Below are 26,687 nucleotides of genomic sequence, written 5' to 3' on the forward strand. Positions count from 1 at the left end.
CACCGCCCACCCACCGACACGACCCCGCCGCGCGCGCGCCGCCCGGCCGCGGGGGGGGGCCGGGGGGGCCCCCCCCCCCCCGGACGGGGGTACGGCTCAGTCGTTGGCGTGCAGCGCCGCGTTGAGCGTGATGCCCTGGCCGGTGCGGGGCTTCGCCTCCAGCGCGCCGGTCACCGAGTTGCGCCAGAACAGCAGCCCGTCGACGCCGGACAACTCGCGGGCCTTGACCGTCCGGCCGTCCGGCAGGGTGATCTTCGAGGCGGCGGTGATGTAGCAGCCGGCCTCCACCACGCAGTCGTCGCCCAGCGTGATGCCGACACCGGCGTTCGCGCCGACCAGGCTCCGCTCACCGATGCGCACCTTCTCCGTGCCACCGCCGGAGAGCGTGCCCATGATCGAGGCGCCGCCGCCGATGTCGGAGCCGTCGCCGACCACCACGCCCTGCACGATCCGGCCCTCGACCATCGAGGTGCCCAGCGTGCCGGCGTTGAAGTTGACGAAGCCCTCGTGCATCACCGTGGTGCCGGAGGACAGGTACGCGCCCAGCCGGACCCGGTCCGCGTCCGCGATCCGGACCCCGGACGGCACCACGTAGTCGGTCATCCGGGGGAACTTGTCCACGCCGTAGACGGACAGGTGGCGACCGGCGGCCCGCTCGATGACACGCAGCTCGTCCACCCGCTCCGGCGGGCACGGCCCGGCCGACGTCCAGGCCACGTTCGCCAGCTTGCCGAAGATGCCGTCGAGGTTCAGCTCGTTCGGTCGCACCAGGCGGTGGGAGAGCAGGTGCAACCGCAGGTACGCGTCGGCGGCGTCCTTGATCGGGTCGTCCAGCGAGCCGATCAGCGTGGTCACCTCGACAGTGCGCAACCCGGGCAGCGTCCGCTCGCCGATCGCGCCCGGCGGCAGGTCGAGCACGTCGGCCCGGTCCTCGCCGGGCACCAGCGGCAGCTCGCCCAGGCCCAGCTTGCCGGTCGGGTACCAGGTGTCGAGCACCTGGTCCTGCGCGGTGACGGTGGCCAGGCCGATACCCCAGGCGGATGGTGCGGACGTCACGGTGACACCTCTCTGCTCCGGCGGCGGCGTCCGCCGCTGCTCGCGGCCGGGGGCGCGGCACGTGTCCCTCGCGCCCACCGAGGATGACGGTACCGTGCGAGACATGCAGAACCCGTTGAGCCCCGAGGTCCTGGCCGATCCGGTGGCGCTGACCCGCGCCCTGGTCGACATCGAGTCGGTATCCCTCAACGAGAAGGCCATCGCCGACTGCGTGGAGGAGGTGCTGCGCGGTGTGCCGCACCTGACCACCTACCGGCACTCGAACACCGTGATGGCCCGTACCGACCTGGGCCGGGCACAGCGCGTGGTGCTCGCCGGCCACCTGGACACCGTTCCGCTCAACGGCAACTTCCCCTCGACCATGCGCGGCGACCTGATGTACGGCTGCGGCACCTCCGACATGAAGTCCGGGGTGGCGTTCGCGCTGCACCTGGCGGTGACGCTGCCCGACCCGCGCTACGACGTCACGTACTTCTTCTACGAGGCCGAGGAGATCGAGTCGAAGTACAACGGCCTCACCCTGGTCGCGCAGAGCCACCCCGAGTGGCTGGAGGCCGACTTCGCGGTGCTGCTGGAGCCGACGTACGGGATCGTCGAGGCGGGCTGCCAGGGCACCATGCGGGCGGTGGTCACCACGCACGGCGAGCGGGCCCACGCGGCGCGCTCCTGGCACGGGGTGAACGCCATCCACGGCGCGAGCGAGGTGCTGCGGCGGCTGACCACGTACGAGGCCCGCCGGGTGACGATCGAGGGCTGCGACTACCGCGAGGGTCTCAACGCGGTGCGGATCACCGGCGGCGTGGCCGGCAACGTCATCCCCGACCGCTGCGAGATCGAGATCAACTACCGGTACGCCCCGGACCGCGACCCGGCGGGCGCCGAGGCGCACCTGCGCGAGGTCTTCGCCGGATTCGAGCTGGAGGTCACCGACGCGGCGGCCGGCGCCCCGCCCGGGCTGGAGAGCCCGGCGGCACAGGAGTTCCTGGCGGCCGTCGGTGCCGCGCCGATCGGCAAGCTGGGCTGGACGGACGTGGCGCGGTTCGCGGCCATGGGCATCCCGGCGCTGAACTTCGGCCCCGGCGACCCGAACCTGGCGCACCACAAGGACGAGCACGTCGAACTGACCAAGATCCGGGACGGTGCGGCGACGCTGCACCGCTGGCTGGCCCCGGCCTGACGCGCTGCGATCACGGGGCCCGCGCCCACCGCGCGGGCCCCGTGATCGTCAGACGGTCGTCGTCAGGGGTGCTTCCGCCTCGCCGGTCTCGCCGGTCAGGTCGGACCGGTGGGTCTCCATCATCCGGGCGCGGCGGCGCTCGGCCACCACGTCACGGATCCGCCGCTGCATCTGACGGCGGATCCGGATCATCTCGCTGTTACTGATCAACGCTGGCTCCTCCCCCGAAGGCGCGTCGCCCGGGGTATACCGGGTATGTGAATAGTAAGACGTACGTGCGACCGAATTAGTTGCCCGGATCCCAAAGATTTCTCCGGCTCCCGGGCCTGCGCGCCGGGCCGGAGCCGCTCCACTACGGTGACCCCATGGGCGAGAGCAGGGGAATGTCGGCCGGGGACGGCCGACGGGAGGAGCGGAACCGGGGGGAACGGCACCGCGGTGCGGTGACGCTGCGCAACCGGGCGATTCCGACGAGTACGGCCGATCAGCGACTGCTCGACTCCCGAGGCCGCAGCGACTGGAAGACCAAGGACGCCTGGCGCGCGCTGCGGATCCTCTCCGAGTTCGTCGAGGGCTTCGACACCCTCGCCGACCTGCCCCCGGCGGTCAGCGTCTTCGGCTCCGCCCGCAGCAAGCCGGACAGCCCGGAGTGCCGGATGGCCGAGGAGCTGGGCGGTGCCCTCGCCCGCGCCGGGTACGCGGTGATCACCGGCGGCGGTCCCGGCGTGATGGAGGCCGCCAACCGGGGCGCCGGTGAGGCCGGCGGCCTCTCCGTCGGGCTCGGCATCGAGCTGCCGTTCGAGCAGGGCCTCAACGACTGGGTCGACCTGGCCATCGACTTCCGCTACTTCTTCGCCCGCAAGACCATGTTCGTCAAGTACGCCCAGGCGTTCGTGGTGCTCCCCGGCGGCTTCGGCACCCTGGACGAGCTGTTCGAGGCGCTCACCCTGGTGCAGACCGGCAAGGTGACCCGCTTCCCGGTCGTGCTGATGGGCACCGACTACTGGCGGGGGCTGCTCGACTGGCTGCGCGCCACCATGGCCGCCGAGGGCAAGATCGGCCCGGCCGACCTCGACCTGATCCGGCTCACCGACGACGTCAACGAGGCGGTCCGGCACATCGTCGAGGCCGAGGCGGTGCTCTCCGCCGAGCAGGAGGCGGTCCGCGAGGAGGCGGTCGCCCGGCTGGCCGACGACCAGCGCGCCGCCGCCGAGGCCGCCCCCGAGGGCCCGGCGGGACGGAGCTGACCCGTGGCCAACGTCTGTGTCTTCTGCGCCTCCTCCCGAACTCTCGACGCCCGCTGGCTGGCGCTCGCCACCGAGACCGGTGAGGAACTGGCCCGGCGCGGCCACACGCTGGTCAGCGGCGGCGGCTGCGTCGGGATGATGGGCGCCGTGGTGCAGGGCGCGCGGGCAGCCGGCGGTCGAACAGTCGGCGTCATCCCGCAGTCCCTGGTCGACCTGGAGGTCGCCGACCTGGACTCCGACGAGCTGCTGGTCACCGACAGCCTGGCCAGCCGCAAGACGCTGATGGACGAGAAGTCCGACGCGTTCGTGGCGCTGCCCGGCGGTCTCGGCACGCTCGACGAGCTGTTCGAGGTCTGGACCACCGCCACCCTGGCCCTGCACGCCAAGCCGATGGTGATCGTCGACGTGGACGGCTTCTACCGGCCGCTGCTCGACTGGATCCGCGGGCTCGGCGAGCAGCAGTTCCTCAAGCCGGCCGCGCTGGACCTGTTGCTGGTCGCCGACAGCGTCCCCGCCGCCCTGGACCTGATCGACACCCGTCTCACCTGACGCGCGCCCGGGTCGGCCCGTCCTTGTTCACCACCGTCTCGGCGGGCTTGATCGACACCGCTTGGGGGCTTGATCGACACCATTTCGGGGAGGTGGTGGTGTCCGGGCTGGTGTGATGTGGCCATTTCCCCGTGGTGGTGTTGATCTAGGGGTGGGATGCCCCCACTTCGCCGAGGTGGCGTGAACGCCTGAGAGACGAGTGTGTGGCAGAGCCGGGCAGTGGTGCACGCCGCGGTCAGGTGAGCCGGTGACGGGCGGGCCGGCCGTCGGTTTCCGGGTGTCGTACCGGCGTGGTGGGATGTCGGTGATGCAGGCGTACCGGTTGGTGCGCCGGCCCGGCGGCGCGGGGGCGGGGGTCACCCATGACGCCGGGGCGGGGCAGGGGGTGGGTCGGTCCGGTGGATCGGCCGATGCGGAGCCGCGATCCGGGGGGTCGGCGGGCGATGCCGCGCACCCGAAGACCACCGCGCCGCCCGAAGGCGCTTCGCCGCAGAACGAGACCGGCGCGTCGCCACCGTCGGCTGCTTCGGCGGGGATCGGGGCCGGGGAGGGCACGAACGTTTCGCGCCCGGCCGATCCGGTGCAGGCCGAGGTGGTCGCGCACACCGACGGGCCGATGCTCGTCGTGGGCGGTCCCGGCACCGGCAAGACGACGACGCTCGTCGAGGCGGTCGCCGCCCGGGTGGCCGAGGGCGTCGACCCGGAGCGGATCCTCGTGCTCACCTTCGGCCGGCGCGGCGCCACCGAACTGCGCCACCGGATCGAGGCACGGATCGCCGGCGACGGACACCGCGTCGTCCGCGAGCCGCTGGTGCGTACGTTCCCGGCGTACGCCTTCGGGCTGCTGCGCCGCGCGGCGGCCGAACGCGGCGAGCCCTCGCCCCGGCTGCTCACCGGCCCCGAGCAGGATCTGATCATCCGGGAACTGCTCGACGTGGTGGGAGAGGAACCCGGCGACGACCCGGTCGGCTGGCCGGAGGATCTGCGCCCCGCGCTGCGTACCCGGGCTTTCGCCCAGCAGCTCCGCGACCTGCTGATGCGTGCCGCGGAGCGCGGCGTCGGCCCGGTCGAGCTGGCCCGGCTGGGCGAGAAGCTGGGCCGCGCCGACTGGCCGGCCGCCGCGCGCTTCCTGCGGGAGTACGTCGCCGTGCTCGCCCTGCGCGACGTGAGCAACCGGGGCTCGGTGGCGTACGACCCGGCGGAGCTGGTGCGTGCCGCCACCGGCATGCTGCTCGACGACCCCGAGCTGCTCGCCGCCGAGCGCCGCCGCCTGACCCACGTCTACGTCGACGAACTGGCCGACACCGACCCGGCCCAGCTCGACCTGCTCGCCGTGGTGGCCGGCGGCGGGCGGTCCCTTGTCGCGTTCGCCGACCCGGACTCGTCCACGTACGCGTTCCGCGGCGCCGACCCGGCGGGCGTCGCCACGTTCCCGCACCGCTTCCGGACCGCCTCCGGTGCGCCGGCAGCCCAGGTCACGCTGACCACCTCGTACCGGGCCGGGCCGGAACTGCTGGCGGCCACCGCCCGGCTGGCCCGCCGGCTGCGCGGTCCGGCGGCGCACCGGCGGCTGCGCCCGCTTCCCGGCGCACCGGCCGGAACGGTGGAGGTACGGACGTTCCGTTCCGCCACCAGCGAGTCGGCGTGGCTGGCGCACGCGTTGCGCGAGGCGCACCTGCTCGACGGCGTGCCGTGGTCCCGGATGGCGGTGCTGGTCCGCTCCACCGGCCGGCAACTGCCGTCGCTGCGGCGCGCGCTGCACACCGCCGGCGTGCCGACCGTCGTGCACGGCGAGGACCTGCCGCTGCACCTCCAGCCGGCGGTTGCCCCGCTGCTGCTCCTGCTGCGCTGCGCGCTCGAACCCGACCGGCTGGACGAGGAGGCGGCGGTCGCGTTACTGCACTCGCCGCTAGGCGGGGCCGACCCGCTGGCCGAGCGGCGGCTGCGCCAGGGGCTGCGGGCGCTGGCGCTGGCCGGCGGCGACCGCCGTCCGTCCGGGGAACTGCTGGTCGAGGCGCTGCGCGACCCGGCGGAACTGGCCACCATCGAGCGCCGCTGGGCGGCGCCCGCGCAGGCCGTGGCGCACCTGCTCGCGACCGCCCGGGAGACGGCCGGCCGGCCCGGCGCCACAGTCGAGGACGTGCTCTGGGCGGTGTGGCGGGAGAGCGGGCTGGCCGAACGCTGGGCCGGGGCGATCACCAGGGGGCGGGCGGCCACCGGCGAGCACGAGACCGCCCAGCGCTGGCGGGCCGAGGCGGCCGACCGTGACCTGGACGCCGTACTCGTCCTCTTCGACGCGGCGGCCCGGTTCACCGACCGGTTGCCGGGCGCGCGTACCGAGGTGTTCCTCGACCACGTCCTCGGGCAGGAGCTGCCCGCCGACACGCTCGCCGCCGCCGCCGACCGGGGTGACGCGGTACGCCTGCTCACCGCGCACGCCGCCAAGGGGCTGGAGTGGGATCTGGTCGCGGTGGCCGGGGTGCAGGAGGGCGTCTGGCCGGACCTGCGCCTGCGCGGCAGCCTGCTCGGCTCGGAGCGGCTCGTCGACGTGCTCGCCGGTCGCGCCGACGGCGCCGGGCTGCGGGCCAGCCTGGTCGGGCAGACGTCGGCGCTGCTGGACGAGGAGCGGCGGCTGTTCCACGTGGCGATCAGCCGGGCCCGGCGGCGGCTGCTGGTCACCGCTGTCGCGTCCGCCGCCGTCGGCGGCGACGACCACGAGGAGCAGCCGAGCCGCTTCCTGCACGAAATCGCAGCCGCCGACCCACCCGCCACCGGCGGAACCGGCCCGAACCCGACGGGGCACGGACCGACCGGGAACGGCTCGAACGGCCCGAACCCGGCCGGTCCGGAGCGCGACGCGCCGGACGGCTCGGCTCCGACCGGCCCGGCCCTGACCGGGAACGGCCCAACAGGTACGGCCACGCGCGGGGGCACCGCGGACGGGCCGGTGCCGCACGGGGACGAGCACCCGCAGGACGGGCCGTCCGCCGCGCTCCCGGTCACCCTGCCGCCGCGTGGGCTCACCCTGTCCGCGCTGGTGGCGGAACTGCGTACCGCCGTCACCGACCCGGCCACGCCGATCACCCGGCGGCACGCGGCGGCGGGTGAGCTGGCGCGGCTGGCCGCCGCCGGGGTGCCCGGCGCGCACCCGGACGACTGGTGGGGGTTGCGCGGCCTGTCCGACGACCGGCCGCTGGTCGACGAGGGCGAGCCGGTGCGGGTCACCCCGTCGGCGATGGAGAGCGCATTGCGGTGCAGCCTGCGCTGGCTGCTGGAACGGCACGGCGGCAGCGGGCCGGCGAGCGCCGCGCAGGGTGTCGGCAACCTGGTGCACGCCGCGGCGATGCTCGCGGAGGACGCGAGCGTCGACCGGGAGGCGTTGCTGGAGTACGTGGCCGCCCGGTTCGACGCGATCGAGCTGGCCGCCCGGTGGATGGCCGGTCCGGAGCGGCAGCGCGCCGAGGCGATGGTGGACAAGCTGCTGCGCTGGCTGGCCGGCAACCCGCGCCGACTGCTCGCGATCGAGCACGAGTTCGCGGTCCGCCTCGACGACCCGTCCCGCCCGATCGAGCTGACCGGCCGGGTCGACCGGCTGGAGGTCGACGACGAGGGGCGGCTCGTGGTGATCGACCTGAAGACCGGCAAGTCGACGGCGGTCACCGAGCGGGAGGTGGCCGAGCATCCGCAGCTCGGCGCGTACCAGGCGGCCGTGGAGGCGGGCGGGTTCGCCGAGTTCGGCGAGGAGCCGGGCGGGGCCGCGCTGGTGCAGCTCGGCACCGGCGCGCGGGACGCCAAGGAGCAGACCCAGGCCGCGGCCGGGGAGGGTCCGGAGGCCGGGTGGGCCACCGCGCTGGTACGCCGTACCGCGGACACGATGGCCGCCTCGACGTTCGCCGCCGTGGCCAACTCCAAGTGCCGGGTCTGCCCGGTACGCACCAGCTGCCCGGTCTCCGGCCAGGGCCGCCAGGTGGTCGAACCGCCACCGGAGGGCTCGTGAGCGTTCAGCCGGCGCTGTTCGGCGCCTCCGCCACGCCCGCGCCGCGCACCGCCGACGCGGGGCCCCGCTACACGCCCGTCGAGCTGGCCCGGCTGCTGCGGCTGCCGGCGCCCACCCGGGAGCAGGCCGCGATCATCGCCGCGCCGGTGGAGCCGCTGCTGGTGGTCGCGGGTGCCGGGTCGGGCAAGACCGAGACGATGGCCGCGCGGGTGATGTGGCTGGTCGCCAACTCCTACGTACGCCCCGAGCACATCCTCGGCCTCACCTTCACCCGTAAGGCGGCCGGCGAGCTGGCGCACCGGGTCCGGACCCGGCTCGACCAGCTCATCCGGCGGCTCGGCCGGCAGGGGCGGGACCCGCACGACGACCCGCTGGCGGGCGAGCCGACCGTGTCCACGTACCACTCGTACGCCGGGCGGATCGTCACCGAGCACGGGCTGCGCGCCGGGTACGAGCCGACCACCCGGCTGCTCACCGAGGCGTCCCGCTGGCAGCTCGTCGACCTGCTGGTGCGCAACTACGACGGCGACATGTCCGAGGTGGACCGGATGCCGTCGACCATCACCGACGCCGTGCTGGCGCTCGCCGGTGAGCTGGACGAGCACCTGGTCGACCCGGACGAGCTGGCCGCCTGGACCGGCCGGTTCTTCGCCGACGTGCAGTCCCGGCCGGGCCGGGTCTACGCCGACGTGCGCAAGGCGCTCCAGCTCCAGCGGACCCGGCTGAAGCTGCTGCCGCTGGTGCGCGCGTACGCCCGGCGCAAGGACGACTTCGAGGCGATGGACTTCGCCGACCAGCTCGCCCGCGCGGCCCGGGTGGCCCGCGACCACCCCGGCGTCGGTGTGATCGAGCGGGACCGGTTCCGGGTGGTGCTGCTCGACGAGTACCAGGACACCAGCCACGCCCAGGTGGTGCTGCTCAACGCGCTGTTCGGCGGCGGCCACCCGGTCACCGCCGTCGGCGACCCGTGCCAGTCCATCTACGGCTGGCGCGGGGCCAGCGCCGGCACGCTCGACCGGTTCCCGGCCGAGTTCGCCCGTACCGACGGCAGCCCCGCCGACGTGCTCAGCCTTACTACGAGCTGGCGTAACCGGCCGGAGATCCTCGGCGTCGCCAACACGCTGTCGGTGCCGCTGCGGGCGGCCGGCGCGCGGGTGCCGGAACTGCACGCCGCGCTCAGTGTCCGCGACCCGATCCCGCACCGCACGCCGGGCGGGCAGGCCGGCGGCACCGTGCACTGCGCGCTGCTGGAGACGTACGCCGACGAGGCCGACTGGATCGCGGACAGCGTGCTGGCGGCCTGGCGGGGCGTGGCCGGGATGCCCGGCGCGCTGCCCGAGCACATCCCGGCCGACCGCCGCCCGACCACTGCGGTGCTGGTGCGGCTGCGCAGCCAGATCCCGGCGATCGAGGCGGCGTTGCGCGCTCGCGGGCTGCCTGTCGACGTGGTCGGCCTGGGTGGGCTGCTGGACACCCCCGAGGTACGGGACGTGGTGTGCACGCTGCGCGTGCTCGCCGACCCGACCGACGGGGCGGCGCTGCTGCGGCTGCTCACCGGCGCGCGCTGGCGGATCGGCCCGCGTGACCTGGTCGCCCTGCACCGCCGGGCCCGCGCGATCGCCCGCAGCCGCCGGGAGCTGACCGGCGACGAGGGCCCGGAGATCACCGTGGACGCGCTGGACGAGGCCACGCTGGTCGAGGCGCTGGCGGATCTGGGGCCGGCGCAGGCGTACTCCGCCGAGGGCTACGCGCGGCTGCGCTCGTACGGGATGGAGCTGGCGCTGCTGCGCTACCGGCTGGACCAGTCGCTGCCGGAGCTGATCGCGGACATCGAGCGGACCATCGGCCTCGACGTGGAGGTGGCGGTCCGGGCCGGGCGGGACGGCGCGGGCGACGCCGGGCTGGCCCGCGCCCACCTGGACGCGCTCGGCGACGTGGCGGCCCGGTTCAGCGGCGAGACGCCCGGCGCCACGCTCGCCGGTTTCCTCGCCTACCTGGCCGCCGCCGAGGACGAGGAGCGCGGGCTGGCGCCCGGCGAGGTCGAGGTGGTGGCCGGCGCGGTGCAGGTGCTCACCGCGCACGCCGCGAAGGGCCTGGAGTGGGACGTGGTGGCGGTGGCCGGGATGACCCGGGGCGTCTGGCCGGGGCCGGTCCGCAACTCCGACCACTGGCTGGGCGGGCTGGGCGTGCTGCCGTTCCCGTTGCGCGGCGACGCGGGCGGGCTGCCCGAACTGGGCCTGCCGGAGGCGGAGGACCAGCGTGGCGTGGCCCGGGCGCTGACCGACTTCACCGACGCGTGGCGGGCGCACGACGAGCGGGAGGAGCGCCGGCTGGCGTACGTGGCGGTGACCCGCCCCCGCCGGCTGCTGCTCTGCTCCGGCTACTGGTGGGGGGAGGGGACCAAGCGGTTCCGCGGCCCGTCGGTGTTCCTGCGGGAGGTGCACGACGCCTGCCTGGCCGGCGCGGACGGGCACGTGGTGGACGCGTGGACGCCGGAACCGGCCGGTGACGCGGTGAACCCGACCACCGAGACGGTGCTGCGGGCCGAATGGCCGGCCGACCCGCTGGGCGCCCGCCGGCCGGCGCTGACCGAGGCGGCGGCGCTGGTCCGCCGGCACCTGGCCGACCCGGAGACGGCCCGCCGCGAGGCGGCAGTGCTCGCCACCACGGGAGCGGCGGAGGACGCCGAGGTGGCCCGCTGGCGGCGTGAGGCCGATCTGCTGCTCGCCGAGCGGGCGGAGCTGGCCCGGCAGGCCGAGGCGGTCGAGGTCGAACTACCCGGCCAGATGTCGGTGACCCAGCTCGTGGCGCTGCGCCGCGACCCGGAGGCGCTGGCCCGGACGCTGCGCCGACCGATGCCCACCGAGCCGAACCCGTACGCCCGGCGCGGTACCGCGTTCCACGCCTGGCTGGAGCAGCGCTTCGGCGCGGACCGGCTGCTCGACGTGGACGAGCTGCCCGGCGCGGCGGACGAGGACGCGGCCCCGGACGAGGCGCTGGTCGAGTTGCAGGAGCGCTTCCTGGCCGGCGAGTGGGCCGACCGGGTGCCGGTGGAGGTGGAGGTGCCGTTCGCCACCGTCATCGGCGGCGTCGTGGTCCGGGGCCGGATGGACGCCGTGTTCGCCCGCCCGGGCGGGCGCTACGACGTGGTCGACTGGAAGACCGGGCGGCAGCCGTCCGGCCGGGAGGCCGACGCGGCGGCGGTGCAGCTGGCGGTCTACCGGCTGGCCTGGGCGGAGCTGGCCGGGGTGCCGGTGGAGCGGGTGGGCGCCGCGTTCCACTACGTGCGGGACTCCGCCACCGTCCGCCCGGCCGACCTGCTCGACGCGGAGGGACTGGCCGGTCTGGTGGCCGCCGTGCCGGAAATCCCGGGGGATCTCCCGCAGCGCACGAATCCGTGATACGTTGGCCGGGTTGCAGTTTTGGTTTCCAGAGACTCTGTGTGCGCCTGGCGGATTGTGGCCCCAGGCGCTCTTTGTTGTGTCCGGAGTTCTCCGGGCGGGGCGACCAGCAGCGACAGGCACGCCGCGTATTCCACGCGCGGGGTGCTCCTCTCCGGCCCGCAACACGTGCGGGTCGACCGTTCCGTCAAGGAGACGAAACACATGGCAATTGGCACCGTCAAGTGGTTCAACGCTGACAAGGGCTTCGGCTTCATCACCCCGGACGACGGCGGCGCCGACGTCTTCGCCCACTTCTCGGCGATCCAGACCTCCGGCTACCGGAGCCTGGACGAGAACCAGCGGGTCGAGTTCGAGGTGACCCAGGGCCAGAAGGGCCCGCAGGCGGAGAACATCCGCCCGCTCTGATCTTCGGATCAACCGGCACCACCACCGCGCCCTCTCGGGCGCGGTGCACGGGCCGGCCCGCCTCTGCCGGGCCGGCCCGTCCCTTCGGTTCGTGCTTGTGACCACCGGTTACGCCGGTGACGCGCCGTCTTCCGGCGCCCTTCCTCGACACGTGCCGCGTCGAGGAAGGCTTTCCGCATGACCACGACCCTGCCCACGTTCGCCGCCACCGGCCTGGCTCCGGCGCTCGTCTCCGAGCTGGCCGCGCAGGGCATCTCCGCGCCGTTCCCGATCCAGGCGGCCACGATCCCGGACTCGCTGGCCGGTCGCGACGTGCTCGGCCGGGGCCGGACCGGCTCCGGCAAGACGCTCGCGTTCGGGTTGCCGCTGCTGCACCGTACGGCCGGTCGCCGGGCCCGCCCGGGCCGCCCGCTCGCGCTGGTGCTCGTACCGACCCGGGAACTGGCCGCGCAGGTGACCGACGCGCTCGCACCGTACGCCGCCACGCTCGGCCTGCGCTGCGCCACAGTGGTCGGCGGGCTCTCGCTGGGCCGGCAGGCGGCCGCGCTGCGCGCCGGCGCCGAGGTGCTGGTGGCCACGCCGGGCCGGCTGCACGACCTGATCGACAGGGGGGACGCGCGGCTGGACCAGGTGGCCATCACCGTGCTGGACGAGGCCGACCAGATGGCCGACATGGGCTTCCTGCCGCAGGTGACGAAGCTGCTGGAGCAGGTAGCCCCGGGCGGGCAGCGGATGCTGTTCTCGGCCACCCTGGACCGCGGCGTGGACCGGCTGGTCCGCCGCTTCCTGACCGACCCGGTGACGCACTCCGTCGACCCGGGCACCGCCACCGTCACCGCGATGACGCACCACGTGCTTCACCTGGAGGCGGAGGACAAGCCGGCCGCGCTGGCGCACATCGCCGCCCGCGAGGGCCGCACCATCGTGTTCATCGCCACCAAGCACCGCGCCGACCGGGTGGCCCGCCAGTTGCTCGCCAAGGGCGTACGCGCGGCGGCGCTGCACGGCGGCAAGTCGCAGCCGCAGCGCACCCGCATCCTGGAGCAGTTCCGCACCGGCCAGGTCACCGCGCTGGTGGCGACCGACGTGGCGGCCCGGGGCATCCACGTCGACGGGCTGGACCTGGTCGTCAACGCCGACCCGCCCGCCGAGGCCAAGGACTACCTGCACCGGGGCGGCCGGACCGCGCGGGCCGGCGAGTCGGGCACCGTGGTGACGCTCGTCCTGCCGGACCAGCGCCGCGACGTGGCCCGGCTGATGAGCACCGCGGGCATCAACCCCAAGACCACGCGGGTACGCGCCGGCGACGGCGAGCTGAGCCGGCTCACCGGCGCCCGGGAGCCGTCCGGCGTGCCGGTGACCATCACCGCGCCCGCCGCCGCGCACCCCGCCCCGGGAACCCGTCCTCGCCGGCGCCCGCGCCGCCGCTGACCGCGGCCCGCGCGTGACCGGCTCGTCTCCGGTCGTGCCGAGCGTTCGCTCCTGAGTCGGGAATCAGTCTCTGTTCGGTCGGCTGCCCGACTGTGCGACCGGACCCCGGCGGTGATGCTGCTGCGTGGGGGACCGGTCGGGGGGTCGGCCGGACGCGGAGGGAGCGGTTCATGGCGGGGGAAGCCGGATCGGGCGGAGCGCGGGAAGTGGTGCTGGTGCTCGCGGTGGCGGGGGCCGGCCTGGCGCTCGCCGCGGTGGCCGCGTTCGGGCCCTGGCAGCCCGCCGACGGCGGCTCGCCGGATCGCGGCGCCGCCCGCAGCTTCACCCCCGGGATGAGCGCCCCGCACACTCAGTAGACGCCCCGAAAAGGGGCGATGCCGGAACGGCCGGCCGCCTACGATGCGGCGGTGGACCCGTCGGTGACCGTTCGCGAGGCCCGGGCCGAGGACGCCGCCCATATGGCACGCGTGCATGTCCGGTGCTGGCAGGAGACGTACCGCGGGCTCATGCCGGACACGGTGCTCGACGACCCGGACCTGCCGGCCTTCCGGGAGCGGTTCTGGACCGCCGCGTTGACCGACGAGCGCTATCGGGAGAACCGGGCGGCGGTGGCCGAGCGGGGAGGCGAACTGGTCGGGATCGCGATGTCGGGCCCGCCGCTCGATGCCGAGGCGGCGTGGGCGCGCCAGCTGTACGTCCTCTACGTGCACGCGGCCGATCACGGCACCGGCGCCGGGCCGGCGTTGTTGCGGGCCGTCCTCGACCCGGCGGAGCCGGCGGCGCTGTGGGTCGCCGATCCCAACCCTCGTGCCCAGGCGTTCTACCGCCGGCACGGCTTCGTCGCCGACGGTACGACGCAGGTCCAGGACGGCGTATGCGAGATCCGCATGGTCCGCGACGGGTAGGTACGGCCGCCGACGTCGTGACCGGACGCGCGTCAGGGTGCCGTGGCCCGGTCGCTCAGCAGGTCGGTGAGTGTGGTCCGGTCCACGACCAGGGCGATCGCGCCGTCCACCGCCAGCCACACGTCCCGCAGGCCGGTGGCCACGCCGTGGTAGCCGGCCCGGTCCGCGGGGATGCCCCGGACGCTGGTGATCGCGCCACCGACAGCGCGCAGCACGTCACCGACGCTGATCTCGTCCGGTGGGCGGGTCAGCGCGTACCCGCCCTCGGTGCCGCGGTGGCTGTGCAGCAGCCCGGCCCGCCGCAGGTCGAGCAGGATCCCCTGGAGGAAGCTGAGCGGGATGTCCTGGCTCTCGGCCAGGCTCGCCGCCTTGACCAGCTCGCCGCCGCCGGCCGCCGGGGCGCCGCTGGTGACGGCGGCGTCGGCGACGGCGAGCATGGCCCGGAGCGCGTAGTCGGCGCGCGCGGAGATGTACACGACGTCAGTTGCCGGCCTGGTCCAGCACGCCCCAGCGGCGGCGGATCGCCTTGTCGGCGGCTCCGAACGCGGTGTCCACGAGCAGGCCCACCACCAGGATGACGATCATGATGGCCATCAGGCGTGGCGCCTCGCTCAGCTCGCGTGCGTACGTGAGCTGCGCGCCGATCGAGGTGCGGGTGGCGATGACCACCAGCAGCTCACCGGCCATCAGGCTGCGCCAGGCGAACGCCCAGCCCTGCTTGAGCCCGGCCACGATGGCGGGCAGCGCGGCCGGCGCGATCACGTACCGGTAGAGGTTGAGCCCCCGGGCGCCGAGGTTGCGGCCGGCGCGGACCAGCAGCGGCGGCACGTAGTCCACGCCGTGGATGACGCCGTTGGCGACCGACGGCGCGGCACCGAGCACCACCACGAAGAAGATCGCCTGCTCGCTGAGCTGGAACAGCAGGATGGCCAGCGGGAACCAGGCGATCGACGGCATGGTCTGCAACGCGGTGATCATCGAGCCGAGCGCGGCCCGGAGTACCTTGACCCGGGCCACGCCCAGGCCGAGCAGCAGGCCGACCGCGACCGCGGCGGCGAACCCGACCGCCGCGCGCCGGGCGGTGGTCGCAAGGCCCTCCCACAGCGCCGAGCTGAGCAGGTAGTCCCCGAGGTCGCCGAAGACCACCGCCGGGCCGGGCAGTGCCCACGGTTCCTTCCACCCGGACCAGACCACCGCCTGCCAGATGGCGACGGCCAGCGCGAGTGCGGCGAACTTGGGCCAGGTGGCCGACCACAGGCGGCGTACCCGGGACGGGCCCTTCTCCCGGCCGGCGATCTCCAGGGCGTCGAGTCCGGAGATCTCCGCGTCGGTACGCGCCGACCCGGCGAGGGTGTCACTGGCCATGCCGGCCCACCTCCTTGCGCAGCCGGTCGGTGACCTCGGCGGCGATGGCCGAGACCTCCGGCGAGTCGATCCGCCGGGGGCGCGGCACGGCGACCTCGGTGGAGTAGATGATCCGGCCGGGCCGGCTGGAGAGCAGCACGATGCGGTCGGCGAGCCGGGCCGCCTCGCGGACGTTGTGCGTGACGAACAGGACGGTGAGCTTGCGCTCGGTCCAGATCCGCTCCAGCTCGTCGTGCAGGATGTCGCGGGTCATCGCGTCCAGCGCGCCGAACGGTTCGTCCATCAGCAGCACCGGCGTCTCCAGCGCGAGCGTGCGGGCCAGCGCGACCCGCTGCCGCATGCCGCCGGAGAGCTGGTGCGGCCGCTTACGGCCGAACTCGGACAGGTGGACCGTGCGCAGCAGCTCGGCCACCCGCTCCTTGCGCTGGTCACGGGGGAGCCCGCGCAGCTTCAGCGGCACCTCGACGTTGCCCTCGACGGTCAGCCAGGGGAACAGCGCCGGCTCCTGGAACATGAGTCCCGGGTTGACGCCCTCGCCCAGTTCGATCGTGCCGCCGCTGGCCCGGTCCAGCCCGGCGACCAGGTTGAGCAGCGTGCTCTTGCCGCAGCCGGACGCGCCGACCATGCAGACGAACTCACCCGGGGCGACATCGAGCGACAGCCCGTCCAGCGCCAGGACCGCCTGCTCGCCCTGGCCGTACACCTTCGTCACGCCGCGCAGCGCGACCGAGCCGGTCGCGCTGCGCGGGGTCGTGCCGGTCGTCGTCACGGCTGGCTGACCTCGGGCTTGCCCTGCGTCTTGAGCACCTCGTTGAGGTACTTCAGGTCGTAGAGGCCGTTCAGGTCGACCGGCTGGGTCAGCCCGACCGCGACCGCGTGGTCCAGACCGGTCTTCAGCGACGACGGGATCGGGTCGTTCGTGAACTCCAGCGTCGGCCATGCCTGCTTGATCAGCTTGAGGTCCAGCGGCTTGCCGGTGATCTTGCCGATGTGGTCGGAGATGGCCTGCTGTGCCTCGTCCGGCTTGGTGTTGACGAACTCGTTCGCCGCGACCTGGCCCTCGACCAGCTTCTTCACCACGTCCGGGTGCGCCTTGAGGAACTTGGTGCTGACCAGCAGGTTGGTGATGACGAACTTCTTGTCCGGCCACAGGTCGCGCTCGTCGACGAGCACCTTGCCGCCGGCGTTGACGAGCCGGGAGACGAACGGCTCAGGCACCCAGGCACCGTCGATGGCGCCGCTGCCGAACGTCTCGACTGTCTGCGCGTTCTCCTGCGGCACGATCTTGACGTCGCCGCCGCCCTCCTTGGTGGTCTCCAGGCCCTTCTCCTTGAGCCAGAAGCGCAGCGCCACGTCCTGGGTGTTGCCGAGCTGCGGGGTGGCGATCTTCTTGCCGCGCAGCTGCTCCACCGAGGTGATGCCGGGCTTGACCACGAGCGCGACGCCGCCGGACGCGGCGCCGGAGATGACCCGGACCGCCTCGCCCTTGGACTTGGAGAAGGCGTTCACCGTCGGGTTCGGGCCGATGTACGTGGCGTCGAGCGCGCCGGAGAAGACGGCCTCGATGGCGGCCGGGCCGGCGTTGAACGTCTTGGTGTCCAGCTCGACGTCGCTGCCGAGCTTCTCGGCGAAGATCCCCTTCTCCACGCCGACCACGGCCGGGGCGTGCGTGATGTTGGGGAAGTAGCCCAGGCGCAGCGTCACCGGGCCGGACCCGGCGGCGGCGTCGCTGTCCTCGCCGCAGGCGGCGGTGGTGCCGAGCGTGGCCGCGCCGACCGCGGCCAGGGTCGCCAGGGTGACCAGGCGGCGCAGGGGAAGCCCTCTCATCGAATGTCCAATCCGCAGTATTCCTATTTAGTTGGTAGGAAGAGTGGGGCAAGCGGCCGTCGGCGTCAAGACCCGTCCCGCAACAGTCCACCGTTCGGCCAGGGCACACCGGCGATAGAGCCGGTGCCGAGGCGCTAGTGTCGATCTCGTGCCGACGCGGAGAGCGAAGATCCCAGCGACGAAGTACCCGGTCGAACGGTTCACCCTCGACAACGGCCTGCGCGTGGTGCTCACGCCGGACCGCAGCGCCCCGGTCATCGGGGTGGCGGTGGTCTACGACGTCGGCATCCGCTCCGAGCCCGAGGGACGCACCGGGTTCGCCCACCTCTTCGAGCACCTGATGTTCCAGGGCTCGGAGAACCTGGAGAAGCTGGCCCACTTCCGGCACGTCCAGGGCGCGGGCGGGACGTTCAACGGCTCCACCCACCTGGACTACACCGACTACTTCGAGACGCTTCCCGCGAACGCCCTGGAACGGGCGCTGTTCCTGGAGGCCGACCGGATGCGCGGCCCCCGGCTGACCGAGGAGAACCTGCGCAACCAGGTCGACGTGGTCAAGGAGGAGATCCGGGTCAACGTGCTGAACCGGCCGTACGGCGGGTTCCCCTGGCTGACGCTGCCCCCGGTGATGTTCGACACCTTCCCCAACGCGCACGACGGCTACGGCTCCTTCGTCGACCTGGAGTCGGCGACAGTGGCCGACGCCGCCGACTTCTTCCGCCGCTACTACGCCAGCGGCAACGCCGTACTCGCGGTCAGCGGCGACATCGACGTGGCCGAGGCGACCACGCTGATCGAGCGGCACTTCGGGGACGTGCCGGCCCGGCCCGCCCCGCAGCGGCCCGACTTCGCCGAGCCCGACCTGACCACCGAGCGGCGCAGCACGTACACCGACGCGCTGGCCCCGCTCCCGGCGGTGGCCGGCGCGTGGCGGGTGCCCGACCCGGTCGGCGACTTCGCCGGTTATCTGCCGTACGTGGTGCTGGCCGAGGTGCTCACCGACGGCGACGCCTCCCGGCTGGTCGAGCGGCTGGTGCAGCGCGACCGGTCGGTCACCAGCCTCGGCGGGTACCTCGGCTTCATGGGCGACCCGTTCGACGTCCGCGACCCCACCGCGCTGCTGCTCCAGGCGCACCTGCCGCCCGGCGGTGACGTGGACAAGGTGCTGCGCACCATCGACGAGGAACTGGACCGGCTGGCGACCGACGGGCTGACCGAGGGGGAGCTGGCGCGTACCCAGGCCCGGATGGCCACCCACCTGCTGCGCGACACGGACGCGGTGCTCGGCCGCGCGTTGCGGATGGCGGTGCTGGAACAGCAACGTGGCGAACCCGGCCTGCTCAACGACCTGCCCCGGCTGGTCGGCGAGGTGACCGAGGAACAGGTCCGCGCCGCCGCCGCCACCCTGCGGCCCGAGCGCCGCGCGGCAGTCGAGGTCATCGCGGGAGGTGCTCGATGAGCACGGGTACGACCACCGCCACCACCGTCCGGCCGCTGCCGGCACTCGGTCCGAACCGCCGCCTCAAGGTGCCCAAGCAGGCCGAGCGCACGCTTGCCAACGGCCTCACCGTGATCGCGGTACGCCGCTCCTCCGTACCGCTGGTCGAGCTGCGACTGTGGATGCCGTTCGGGCGCACCCACCTGGCCCGCGGCGCGATGCTGGCGCAGACCATGCTCTCCGGCACGCAGGCGCACAGCGCCACCGAGCTGGCGGCCGAGTTGCAGAAGGTCGGCGGCGGACTGACCGCCGGCCTCGACCCGGACCGGCTGATGCTCTCCGGCGCGGGCCTGGTCACCGGCCTGGACCGGATGCTGGAACTGCTCGCCGAGGTGCTCACCGGCGCCACCTACCCGGCCGACTGGGTGGAGACCGAGCGGGACCGCCTGGTCGACCGCATCCAGGTCGCCCAGAGCCAGCCGTCGCACCTGGCCCGCACCGCGCTGCTCAAGCGGGTGTACGGCCGGCACCCGTACGCGGAGCAGACGCCCGACCCGGACCAGGTCCGGGCGGTCCGCCCGGCCGCGTTGCGCCGGCTGCACGCCGAGCGGGTGCATCCGGCCGGTGCGGTGCTGGTGCTCGTCGGCGACGTGGCCCCGGAGCGGGCGCTGGACGCGGCCGAGAAGGCGCTCGCCTGGTGGCGCGGTGACGGACACGTCGCCGAGCTGCCCCCGGCGCCGCCGCTGGAACCCGGGCCGTTGCTGCTGGTCGACCGGCCCGGCTCGGTGCAGTCCTCGGTACGCCTCGCGCTGCCGGCGGTGCCCCGCACCCACCCGGACCACGCCGCGTTGCAGCTCGCCAACCTGATCTTCGGCGGCTACTTCTCCTCCCGCTGGGTGGAGAACATCCGGGAGGACAAGGGCTACACGTACGGGCCGCATTCGCTCGTCGAGCACTCGGTGGCCGGTTCGCTGCTCGTCGCCGGCGCCGAGGTGGCCACCGAGGTGACAGCGGCGGCGCTGGTGGAGACGACCTACGAGCTGGGCCGCCTGGCGACGGTGCCGCCGAAGACCGACGAGCTGGAGCAGGCCCGTCAGTACGCGCTCGGCACCCTTCAGCTCGGCATGTCCACCCAGGCCGGTCTCGCGTCGCTGACCAGCGCGTACGCCGGCAACGGGCTGCGGCTGGACTTCCTCGCCGAGTACGCCGCCCGGCTGGCCGCCACGACGGTGGACGACGTGGCCGAGGTGGCCGCCCGCTACCTGGCCCCGGCCCGCGCGGTCACCGTCGTGCTCGGCGACGCGGCGCGGGTGGCCGAGTCGCTCGCCGCGCTGACACCGGTGCGTACGGAATCGGCATGAGCGGCGAACCCGCCCCGCCGCTGGCCCGGTCGACGCTCGACCGGGCCGCGCACCGGCGTACCGATCCGGCCTGGCTGACCGAGGCGTGGGAACGGGCAAGGGTGCTGGTGCTCGACTCCGCCGCCGAGGGGCGGGCGCTGGTCCGGGGCGCGTCCACCCCGCCGGAGCTGGTCCTGGTCGGCCCCGGTGAGCTGCCCGAGGTGCCCCGGTCGGTGCCGATGTTCCTCGGCGTCGAGCCGGACGGCGTGCCGGTGTTCGCGGTGGACGGGCCGCTGCCGGCGCTGCCGGACACCCGTCCGGCCCACCTGCGCGAGGTCGGTCACCTGATGACCGACCGGGACGCGGGCCTGTTCACCACCGCGCTGGCGCTGCTCAACTGGCACCTGCGGCACGGCTACTCGTCGACGACCGGCAAGGCGACGAGCGCCGACGAGGCCGGCTGGTCGCGGATCGACCCGGACGGCGGCCGGGTCTGGCCGCGTACCGATCCGGCCATGATCGTGCTGGTGCACGACGGTGTGGACGGCCCGGACGGCCGCTGCCTGCTCGGCAACAACGCGGCCTGGCCCCGCACCCCGGGACAGCGCCGCTACTCCTGCCTGGCCGGATACGTCGAGCCCGGCGAGTCGGCCGAGGCCGCCGTGCTGCGCGAGGTCCGCGAGGAGGTGGGCGTCCCGGTCGAGGAGATCGGGTACGTGGGCAGCCAGTCCTGGCCGTTCCCCGGCTCGCTGATGCTCGGCTTCCTGGCCCGCGCCGACGCGGACGCGCCGATCCGGGTCGACCTGGCCGAGATCGCGCACGCGCGCTGGTTCACCCGGCGGGAGATCGGCGCGGCGCTGGCGGGCGAGCCGGTGCCGGTGGGCGGGGGAGACCAGCTGGTCCTGCCGCCGCCGTCGTCGATCGCGTTGTTCCTGGTGCACCGCTGGCTCGACGGCCACTGCTGACCCGCACTGGTTCCGCCCGCCCGCCCGTCGGGTTGGGGTGTTTCGGTTGGTGCGGCGGCACCAGTTCGGGGAAGTGGCGTGGTCGGGGGCGGTGGGATGCAGCCACCTCCCCGAACTGGCGAGGCCGGGCGGACTCGGGCCGGGTGGGCCTGGGGCGGGGACGCGGCCCCGACCCGGACCGTCGTTGCCGCGACGGTCGCGGGCCGGGAACACGTGCCGTCGAGACCGGGTGAGGCGGGAAAACGGCGGGGGAGGCCGGCCGGCCACGACGGACGTCAGCGTCCGGTCATCCACCGTCCCAGCGGTACGGGTGCCCAGGGGTGGGTTCCGCGATCGGCAGCACCTTGACCCGGTGCCGGCCCGCGCGTACCGCACCGACGGCGGACAGTGCGCGGGCGAGCAGGAGTGCGGCGTCCCGGTCCTCGGCGTGGACGACCTGGCGGCGGGGTTCGGGCGTGCACGTCTCGTCCCGCAGGCGGCCTCCGCCCGCCCAGGCGGCGGCGATGTCGGCGTCGGCGGCGGTGCGGATCTCGGTGCGGACGATCAGGAACCGCATGGTGTCCCCCGGACAATCGGCGGTTACACGCTGGAACTTCCACGTCACTCCCGCGTCATGTTACGCCGATGTGTCCGCCCGGCAAGGGGAACGCGCCAGCTCGACCGATCGGGGGATCCCAGGTCAGCACCGTTGTCGGGGATGGACGCGCGAGGGGCCGCCGGCTCGCGCCGACGGCCCCCCGTGGTTCGCCGGATCAGTCCAGATCGAACTGACCGCTCTTCGTGCCGGCGAGGAAGCCGAGCCAACCGGCCCGGTCGAACAGCAGGACCGGTCCGCTCGGGTCCTTGCTGTCCCGCAGCGCCACGGTGCCCGGCCCGGCGCCGAGCGGTGCGACCTCCACGCAGTTGGAGGTCTGGCTGCGGGTGCTCTTGCGCCAGGCGGCGCCGGCGAGCCGTCCCGAGCGGGCGGTCGTGCTGGTGTGGATCTCGTTCATGGTGCTTGCTCCTGGTGAGGTGCTCCGATGGGACCGAGCGACGCCGGAGCGCGGGCGGTGTCCGTGCCGGATCACCGTTCCGTGGTGAGGCGCCCCGAGTCCCGGCGACGCTGGGCCGGCGCCGTTGCCGGCCCGTACGCCACCGTGGACTCGACTGCCGTGCCGGTCAGCCGTCCCGTCGCCTCGATCAACCAGGAGAGGGTGTCCGATGCGGAGAGTGCCGACGAGCATAGCCACTCGAACACCACTTTATAGCGATTTAGGGTGTTTACCTCGGTTGACATGACGTCGGTGAACCCACCTTCGATGGCGAGTGTCTCCGGATCGAGGGGATCGGCGAACCGGTAGACCGAGAACGCGGTCGGCGGAAGGTACCAGTCACCGACCCGGGTGTCCCGCAGCAGCAGACGCAGCGTCACGTTCGGCAGCAGTGCCATCTCGCACAGGTGGACGAGCTGTTCGTGCAGCACCTCCGGCGGCCCGGCCCGGCGGCCGAGCGCCGCCTCCTCCAGCACCGCCGTGTAGCGGGGAACGTCGGGGGAGCGGGTCAGCAGCGACTGGCGGGCCTGCCGCGCGCGTACCTCGGTCTCGGGATCCTCTGTCTCCGGGTCGCCGGCCTCGGCGGCGACCTGCGCGGCGGACATGATCCGGTGCCGGGCGTACCCGGGCGTCTGCAGCAGCCCCGGCACCAGCACCGGGTTGTACTCGGAGATCTCCGCGCAACCCGCCTCCAGCTCGGCGAAGGCGCGCTGCTGCTGGGTCATCACCGGGAAGTTGCGCAGCCAGCCGCGCATGTCGCCGGCCTCGTGGGTGATCCCGGTCAGCTCCGCGCGCTGCTCCTCGTCGGCGCCGTAGAGCGTCAGCAACACGTCCACGTCGTCCGGGTCGGGGCGGCTGCGGCCGTTCTCCAGACGGGACAACTTGGATGCGGAGGCCCAGCCGATCCGCTCGATGACCTGGTCACCGGTCAGACCGGCCTGTTCGCGGAGCCGACGCAGCTCGATGCCGAGGCGACGACGGCGCAGAATCGGGCCTGGTGCGGCAGGAGGCACGGCGTCCTCTTTCCCGTCGACCGTCGCTTGACGCGACGGTAACTGTATGAAATTCGCCCCCCACGGTCAGTATGGACGGCGCGACCGGCGTCGGAGGCTCCGGCACGGGCGTGTCACGAGACAAAAAGAGGACCGTGGAGGGACCTGATGCGCACCGTCCTGCGCCGCCCCGACTTCCGTCTCCTGTTCGCCGCGCTCGTCGCGAGCATGGCGGCGGAGTCGGTCCTGCTGCTCGCCCTGGCCGTCTGGGTCAAGGACCTGACCGGCTCGGACAGCATGGCCGGGGCGACCATCTTCGCGGTCATCGCGCCGATGGCGCTCGCCCCGCTGGTCGGCTGGGTGGTCGACCGCTACCGCAGGCGGCAGTTCTTCATCGCCGCCAACCTGGTCGCGGCAGTGCTGCTCGGCCCGCTGCTCATGGTCCGGGACAGGTCCGACGTCTGGGTGATCTACGTGGTCGCCGCGCTCTACGGGCTGTCGTACATCACGCTCACCGCCGTGCTCAACGGACTGATCCGGCACCTGGTTCCGCCCGACCTGCTCGCCGACGCGAACGGGCTGCTCCAGACCGTCCGGCAGGGCCTGCGGCTGATCGGGCCGCTGGCCGGGGCGGGCGTGTACGCCGCCGTGGGCGGCTGGCTGCTGGTCCTGCTCGCCATGACCGGCTTCGTCACCGCGGCGGCGGTGGTCGCGCGGCTGCGCGTGGAGGAGGGCACGCCGGCACGGCCCGATCGGCGCGGGCCGTCCGAACTGGGTGCGGGGCTGCGCCACCTGACCGGCGAACCGGCGCTGCGCCGGGCGCTGCTCGGGTACGGGCTGGGCTCGCTGGTGATGGGTTTCACCGAGTCGCTGATCTTCGCGTACGTCGATCTGGGCCTGCACCGCGACGCCGCGTTCGTCGGCGTGCTGGTCATGGTGCAGGGCGTCGGCGGGCTGGTCGGCGGCCTGTTCTCGGCCGCAGTGGTCCGCCGGTTCGGCGAGGTCGGCGCGCTCGCGGCGGGCGTGACGTTCTTCGGACCGGCCGCGCTGGCGCTGGCGTACCCCCGGTTGTGGCTCGGGGTGGTGGCGCTGCTGCTGGCCGGCCTGTCGCTGCCGCTGACCATGGTGGGGTTGAACACGCTGATCCAGCGGCGGACGCCGCCGCGGCTGCTCGGCCGGGTCACCGCCGCGTCCGAGGCCCTGGTCAGCGGGCCGCAGGCGCTCTCCATCGGCACCGGCGCGCTGCTCGTCGGCGTGTTCGACTACCGGCTGCTGTTCGCCCTCGTCGGTGCCGTCACCACGGCAGCCGGCATATACCTGTGGCGGGGCCGCGGACTGACCGCGCCGGTCGCCGTGCTGGCACGGATCCCGTCACCACGCCGGCCGGCCGACGACGGGGTGCTCAGCCGCGGAGGCTCCTGACCGACGGCGAACGGCCGCACCCGGATCGGGTACGGCCGCTCGTGGTGTCGCGGGAGATCAGCCGGGCAGTGCCGCGAGGTGCTGCTTGACCTGGGTGATCGAGGGGTTGGTCAGGGCGCTGCCGTCGGCGAAGCGCAGCGTCGGGACGGTCTGGTTGCCGCCGTTGACGCTCATCACGAAGTCCGCGGCCGCCGGGTCCTGCTCGATGTCGACCACCTCGTACGCGATGCCCTCCCGGTCGAGCTGCGACTTCAGCCGGTGGCAGTAGCCGCACCACGGGGTGGAATACATCGTCAGCATGGTCTGATCCTCCAAGGGGTGACTCGCGCCCGGTCCGATCAGGCCAGGCTAACCGCTGCAACGTCACACGATGCTGGGATGATTCCCTGCTGTGGGCGTTCACTCAGCGGCGGAACGGGTGCTGGCCGGTCTCGATCCGGAGCAGCGGTCCGCGGTGACCGCCCCGGCCGGACCGGTCTGCATCCTGGCCGGCGCCGGCACCGGCAAGACCCGGGCGGTGACCTCGCGGATCGCGTACCGGGCGCTGACCGGCGACATCGCCGGCCGGCACGTGCTGGCGGTCACGTTCACCGCCCGCGCCGCCGCCGAGATGCGCAGCCGGCTCGGCGTGCTCGGGGTGCAGGGGGTGCAGGCGCGCACCTTCCACGCCGCGGCGCTGCGGCAGGTCCGCTACTTCGCGCCCCGGCTGCTGGCCGGGCGGGCCATGCCGGAGCTGCTGGACAGCAAGGTGCGGGTGGTCACGCTGGCCGCCGCCAAGGTCGGCCTGCGCGCCGACCGTGCCGCCGCGCGGGACCTGTCCGCCGAGATCGAGTGGGCCAAGTCGTCGCTTGTCGAGCCCGGGGAATACGTGGTCGCCGCGGCCAAGGCGCTGCGCGAGACGCCGTACGAGCCGGCCCGGGTGGCGGACGTGTTCGACGCGTACGAGCGGCTCAAGCGCGGCAACGGGGTGATCGACTTCGAGGACATGCTGCGCGCCGCCGTCTGGGGCATCGAGGAGCACCCGGACGTCGCCGAGCAGGTGCGCAACCAGTACCGGCACTTCGTGGTCGACGAGTACCAGGACGTCAACCCGCTCCAGCAGCGGCTGCTGGAGGCGTGGCTGGGCGGCCGGGACGACCTCACTGTGGTCGGCGACGCCAGCCAGACGATCTACTCGTTCACCGGCGCCACCTCGTCGTACCTGGTCGACTTCCCCCGCCTGCACCGGGCCGCGACAGTGGTCCGGCTGGTCCGCGACTACCGCTCCACCCCGCAGGTGGTCGGGCTCGCCAACGCGGTGATCTCGCAGGCCCGGGGCACCGAGGCGCGGCTGCGGCTGGAACTGCACGGCCAGCGCCGGCCCGGCCCGGAACCGGACCTGCGGATCTTCACCGACGAGCCGGCCGAGGCGAACGCGGTCGCCGCCCGATGCCGGGCGCTCGTCGCGGGCGGCACCCCGGCCCGGGAGATCGCGGTGCTGTTCCGCACCAACGCGCAGTCCGAGGCGTACGAGAAGGCGCTCTCCGAGGCCGGGGTGCCGTACGTGCTCCAGGGCGCGGAGCGGTTCTTCGAACGGCCCGAGGTGCGCCAGGCGATGATCGCGTTGCGCGCCGCCACCCGGTCGGCCGACGCGGGGACCCCGCTGCCGGCCGCCGTGGTCGAGGCGCTCACCGCCGTCGGCTGGGCGCCCGACGCGCCCCCGCCGGGCGGCGCCGCCCGCGAGCGGTGGGAGGCGCTCGCCGCGCTGGTCCAGCTCGCCGAGGAGTACGCGGCGCAGGCCGAGGAGGAACCGGGCCTGACCGGGTTCACCGAGGAACTCGCCCGGCGGGCCGCCCAGCAGCACGTGCCCACAGTCGAGGGCGTGACGCTCGCGTCGCTGCACTCGGCGAAGGGGCTGGAGTGGGACGCGGTGTTCCTGGTCGGGCTGGCCGAGGGCACGCTGCCCACCACGTACGCGAAGACGATGGAGCAGGTCGAGGAGGAACGGCGGCTGCTCTACGTCGGGATCACCCGGGCCCGAGAGTGGCTCTGGCTGTCGTACGCCACGGCCCGCTCGCCGGGTGGGCGGGCCCGGCGGCCCTCGCGGTTCCTGCCGCAGCTCGACCGGTCCGGCGGCGGTGAGCGGGCCGGCGGCGC

General features: G+C 74.0%; 24 protein-coding genes. 14 read left to right on the forward strand and 10 right to left on the reverse strand.

Annotated features, from left to right (window positions below):
• Nucleotides 1-96: 96 nt before the first annotated feature.
• Nucleotides 97-1,056: a 2,3,4,5-tetrahydropyridine-2,6-dicarboxylate N-succinyltransferase gene (gene dapD, locus AC2CHG_RS17725; RefSeq protein ID WP_262013984.1), complete on the reverse strand. Its 960-nt coding sequence runs from the start codon at nucleotides 1,054-1,056 to the stop codon at nucleotides 97-99.
• A gap of 103 nt (nucleotides 1,057-1,159) precedes the next feature.
• On the opposite strand from dapD, the gene dapE reads away from it, so the two are divergent.
• Nucleotides 1,160-2,233 (forward strand): succinyl-diaminopimelate desuccinylase, encoded by a 1,074-nt coding sequence (gene dapE, locus AC2CHG_RS17730; RefSeq protein ID WP_484525156.1) that lies wholly within the window; start codon nucleotides 1,160-1,162, stop codon nucleotides 2,231-2,233.
• Nucleotides 2,234-2,281: 48 nt separating this feature from the next.
• Here dapE and AC2CHG_RS17735 read toward each other — a convergent pair whose 3' ends face one another.
• Nucleotides 2,282-2,443, reverse strand: a complete 162-nt coding sequence (locus AC2CHG_RS17735; RefSeq protein WP_013288426.1) for a hypothetical protein — start codon at nucleotides 2,441-2,443, stop codon at nucleotides 2,282-2,284.
• A gap of 173 nt (nucleotides 2,444-2,616) precedes the next feature.
• On the opposite strand from AC2CHG_RS17735, the gene AC2CHG_RS17740 reads away from it, so the two are divergent.
• The 8 genes from AC2CHG_RS17740 (at nucleotide 2,617) to AC2CHG_RS17775 (ending at nucleotide 14,171) form a co-directional block, all read left to right on the forward strand.
• Entirely contained in the window at nucleotides 2,617-3,480 is an 864-nt protein-coding gene (locus tag AC2CHG_RS17740; RefSeq protein ID WP_402807964.1) for an LOG family protein, read from the forward strand.
• 3 nt (nucleotides 3,481-3,483) lie between these two features.
• Complete coding sequence (locus AC2CHG_RS17745; protein ID WP_262013982.1) at nucleotides 3,484-4,029, forward strand: LOG family protein; 546 nt, start codon at nucleotides 3,484-3,486, stop codon at nucleotides 4,027-4,029.
• A gap of 307 nt (nucleotides 4,030-4,336) precedes the next feature.
• Nucleotides 4,337-8,026, forward strand: a complete 3,690-nt coding sequence (locus tag AC2CHG_RS17750; RefSeq protein WP_366622504.1) for an ATP-dependent helicase — start codon at nucleotides 4,337-4,339, stop codon at nucleotides 8,024-8,026.
• The gene (locus AC2CHG_RS17755; protein WP_402807507.1) at nucleotides 8,023-11,427 is read left to right on the forward strand and encodes an ATP-dependent helicase; all 3,405 of its coding nucleotides are present in this window, start codon (nucleotides 8,023-8,025) and stop codon (nucleotides 11,425-11,427) included. Before AC2CHG_RS17750 ends, AC2CHG_RS17755 begins: the two co-directional genes overlap by 4 nt.
• Nucleotides 11,428-11,631: 204 nt before the next feature.
• Nucleotides 11,632-11,835, forward strand: coding sequence for a transcription antiterminator/RNA stability regulator CspE (cspE, locus tag AC2CHG_RS17760; RefSeq protein WP_013288421.1), 204 nt, complete (start codon nucleotides 11,632-11,634; stop codon nucleotides 11,833-11,835).
• A gap of 177 nt (nucleotides 11,836-12,012) precedes the next feature.
• Nucleotides 12,013-13,266 (forward strand): DEAD/DEAH box helicase, encoded by a 1,254-nt coding sequence (locus tag AC2CHG_RS17765; RefSeq protein ID WP_366622300.1) that lies wholly within the window; start codon nucleotides 12,013-12,015, stop codon nucleotides 13,264-13,266.
• Nucleotides 13,267-13,436: 170 nt separating this feature from the next.
• Nucleotides 13,437-13,622 carry a hypothetical protein gene (locus AC2CHG_RS17770; RefSeq protein ID WP_262013979.1) on the forward strand — a complete coding sequence of 62 codons (186 nt, stop codon included), beginning with the start codon at nucleotides 13,437-13,439 and terminating at the stop codon, nucleotides 13,620-13,622.
• 102 nt (nucleotides 13,623-13,724) lie between these two features.
• Nucleotides 13,725-14,171, forward strand: a complete 447-nt coding sequence (locus tag AC2CHG_RS17775) for a GNAT family N-acetyltransferase (RefSeq protein WP_484525157.1) — start codon at nucleotides 13,725-13,727, stop codon at nucleotides 14,169-14,171.
• 32 nt (nucleotides 14,172-14,203) lie between these two features.
• Here the strand turns inward: AC2CHG_RS17775 and AC2CHG_RS17780 are convergent, their stop codons facing one another.
• Genes AC2CHG_RS17780 through AC2CHG_RS17795 form a run of 4 tightly spaced genes read right to left on the reverse strand, consistent with a single transcriptional unit; the run spans nucleotide 14,204 to nucleotide 17,363 of the window.
• A complete protein-coding gene (locus AC2CHG_RS17780) occupies nucleotides 14,204-14,647 on the reverse strand; it encodes an RrF2 family transcriptional regulator (protein WP_366622304.1) in 444 nt (147 codons plus the stop codon).
• A 4-nt stretch (nucleotides 14,648-14,651) separates the two neighbouring features.
• Nucleotides 14,652-15,536: an ABC transporter permease gene (locus AC2CHG_RS17785; RefSeq protein WP_262013976.1), complete on the reverse strand. Its 885-nt coding sequence runs from the start codon at nucleotides 15,534-15,536 to the stop codon at nucleotides 14,652-14,654.
• Complete coding sequence (locus AC2CHG_RS17790; RefSeq protein WP_262013975.1) at nucleotides 15,526-16,305, reverse strand: ABC transporter ATP-binding protein; 780 nt, start codon at nucleotides 16,303-16,305, stop codon at nucleotides 15,526-15,528. Before AC2CHG_RS17790 ends, AC2CHG_RS17785 begins: the two co-directional genes overlap by 11 nt.
• Entirely contained in the window at nucleotides 16,302-17,363 is a 1,062-nt protein-coding gene (locus AC2CHG_RS17795; RefSeq protein WP_262013974.1) for an ABC transporter substrate-binding protein, read from the reverse strand. Before AC2CHG_RS17795 ends, AC2CHG_RS17790 begins: the two co-directional genes overlap by 4 nt.
• A 148-nt stretch (nucleotides 17,364-17,511) precedes the next feature.
• On the opposite strand from AC2CHG_RS17795, the gene AC2CHG_RS17800 reads away from it, so the two are divergent.
• From AC2CHG_RS17800 to nudC, 3 genes are read left to right on the forward strand one after another with little or no spacing between them, the layout of a single operon-like run.
• On the forward strand, nucleotides 17,512-18,822 hold the full coding sequence (locus AC2CHG_RS17800) for a M16 family metallopeptidase (RefSeq protein ID WP_484525158.1): 1,311 nt from the start codon (nucleotides 17,512-17,514) through the stop codon (nucleotides 18,820-18,822).
• Nucleotides 18,819-20,162 carry a M16 family metallopeptidase gene (locus tag AC2CHG_RS17805; protein WP_484525159.1) on the forward strand — a complete coding sequence of 448 codons (1,344 nt, stop codon included), beginning with the start codon at nucleotides 18,819-18,821 and terminating at the stop codon, nucleotides 20,160-20,162. The genes AC2CHG_RS17800 and AC2CHG_RS17805 overlap by 4 nt, the downstream gene beginning before the upstream one ends.
• Nucleotides 20,159-21,106 (forward strand): NAD(+) diphosphatase, encoded by a 948-nt coding sequence (gene nudC, locus AC2CHG_RS17810; RefSeq protein ID WP_484525160.1) that lies wholly within the window; start codon nucleotides 20,159-20,161, stop codon nucleotides 21,104-21,106. The genes AC2CHG_RS17805 and nudC overlap by 4 nt, the downstream gene beginning before the upstream one ends.
• Nucleotides 21,107-21,392: 286 nt before the next feature.
• Here nudC and AC2CHG_RS17815 read toward each other — a convergent pair whose 3' ends face one another.
• From AC2CHG_RS17815 to AC2CHG_RS17825, 3 genes are all read right to left on the reverse strand, one after another.
• On the reverse strand, nucleotides 21,393-21,662 hold the full coding sequence (locus tag AC2CHG_RS17815) for a hypothetical protein (RefSeq protein WP_262013970.1): 270 nt from the start codon (nucleotides 21,660-21,662) through the stop codon (nucleotides 21,393-21,395).
• Between the two features lie 196 nt (nucleotides 21,663-21,858).
• Complete coding sequence (locus AC2CHG_RS17820; protein WP_366622313.1) at nucleotides 21,859-22,098, reverse strand: DUF397 domain-containing protein; 240 nt, start codon at nucleotides 22,096-22,098, stop codon at nucleotides 21,859-21,861.
• Between the two features lie 71 nt (nucleotides 22,099-22,169).
• Nucleotides 22,170-23,150, reverse strand: a complete 981-nt coding sequence (locus tag AC2CHG_RS17825) for a helix-turn-helix domain-containing protein (RefSeq protein WP_402807492.1) — start codon at nucleotides 23,148-23,150, stop codon at nucleotides 22,170-22,172.
• Between the two features lie 51 nt (nucleotides 23,151-23,201).
• Here AC2CHG_RS17825 and AC2CHG_RS17830 point away from each other — a divergent pair, with 51 nt between their 5' ends.
• A complete protein-coding gene (locus AC2CHG_RS17830) occupies nucleotides 23,202-24,551 on the forward strand; it encodes an MFS transporter (RefSeq protein ID WP_366622506.1) in 1,350 nt (449 codons plus the stop codon).
• 57 nt (nucleotides 24,552-24,608) lie between these two features.
• Here the strand turns inward: AC2CHG_RS17830 and AC2CHG_RS17835 are convergent, their stop codons facing one another.
• Nucleotides 24,609-24,851 carry a mycoredoxin gene (locus AC2CHG_RS17835; protein WP_091422205.1) on the reverse strand — a complete coding sequence of 81 codons (243 nt, stop codon included), beginning with the start codon at nucleotides 24,849-24,851 and terminating at the stop codon, nucleotides 24,609-24,611.
• A 91-nt stretch (nucleotides 24,852-24,942) separates the two neighbouring features.
• On the opposite strand from AC2CHG_RS17835, the gene AC2CHG_RS17840 reads away from it, so the two are divergent.
• On the forward strand, nucleotides 24,943-26,687 hold a 1,745-nt coding region (locus AC2CHG_RS17840), incomplete at its 3' end, for an ATP-dependent helicase (RefSeq protein WP_484525161.1).

The sequence above is a fragment of the Micromonospora sp. ATLC20 genome (genome assembly GCF_057196585.1).

Excerpts from the sequence above, each read along its gene's own strand:
- dapE (WP_484525156.1), top strand. The coding sequence starts at position 1,160 with ATGCAGAACCCGTTGAGCCCCGAGGTCCTGGCCGATCCGGTGGCGCTG.
- AC2CHG_RS17740 (WP_402807964.1), top strand. The coding sequence starts at position 2,617 with ATGTCGGCCGGGGACGGCCGACGGGAGGAGCGGAACCGGGGGGAACGG.
- AC2CHG_RS17750 (WP_366622504.1), top strand. The coding sequence starts at position 4,337 with ATGCAGGCGTACCGGTTGGTGCGCCGGCCCGGCGGCGCGGGGGCGGGG.
- cspE (WP_013288421.1), top strand. The coding sequence starts at position 11,632 with ATGGCAATTGGCACCGTCAAGTGGTTCAACGCTGACAAGGGCTTCGGC.
- AC2CHG_RS17765 (WP_366622300.1), top strand. The coding sequence starts at position 12,013 with ATGACCACGACCCTGCCCACGTTCGCCGCCACCGGCCTGGCTCCGGCG.
- AC2CHG_RS17770 (WP_262013979.1), top strand. The coding sequence starts at position 13,437 with ATGGCGGGGGAAGCCGGATCGGGCGGAGCGCGGGAAGTGGTGCTGGTG.
- AC2CHG_RS17775 (WP_484525157.1), top strand. The coding sequence starts at position 13,725 with ATGGCACGCGTGCATGTCCGGTGCTGGCAGGAGACGTACCGCGGGCTC.
- AC2CHG_RS17785 (WP_262013976.1), bottom strand. The coding sequence starts at position 15,536 with ATGGCCAGTGACACCCTCGCCGGGTCGGCGCGTACCGACGCGGAGATC.
- AC2CHG_RS17795 (WP_262013974.1), bottom strand. The coding sequence starts at position 17,363 with ATGAGAGGGCTTCCCCTGCGCCGCCTGGTCACCCTGGCGACCCTGGCC.
- AC2CHG_RS17805 (WP_484525159.1), top strand. The coding sequence starts at position 18,819 with ATGAGCACGGGTACGACCACCGCCACCACCGTCCGGCCGCTGCCGGCA.
- nudC (WP_484525160.1), top strand. The coding sequence starts at position 20,159 with ATGAGCGGCGAACCCGCCCCGCCGCTGGCCCGGTCGACGCTCGACCGG.
- AC2CHG_RS17815 (WP_262013970.1), bottom strand. The coding sequence starts at position 21,662 with ATGCGGTTCCTGATCGTCCGCACCGAGATCCGCACCGCCGCCGACGCC.
- AC2CHG_RS17820 (WP_366622313.1), bottom strand. The coding sequence starts at position 22,098 with ATGAACGAGATCCACACCAGCACGACCGCCCGCTCGGGACGGCTCGCC.
- AC2CHG_RS17835 (WP_091422205.1), bottom strand. The coding sequence starts at position 24,851 with ATGCTGACGATGTATTCCACCCCGTGGTGCGGCTACTGCCACCGGCTG.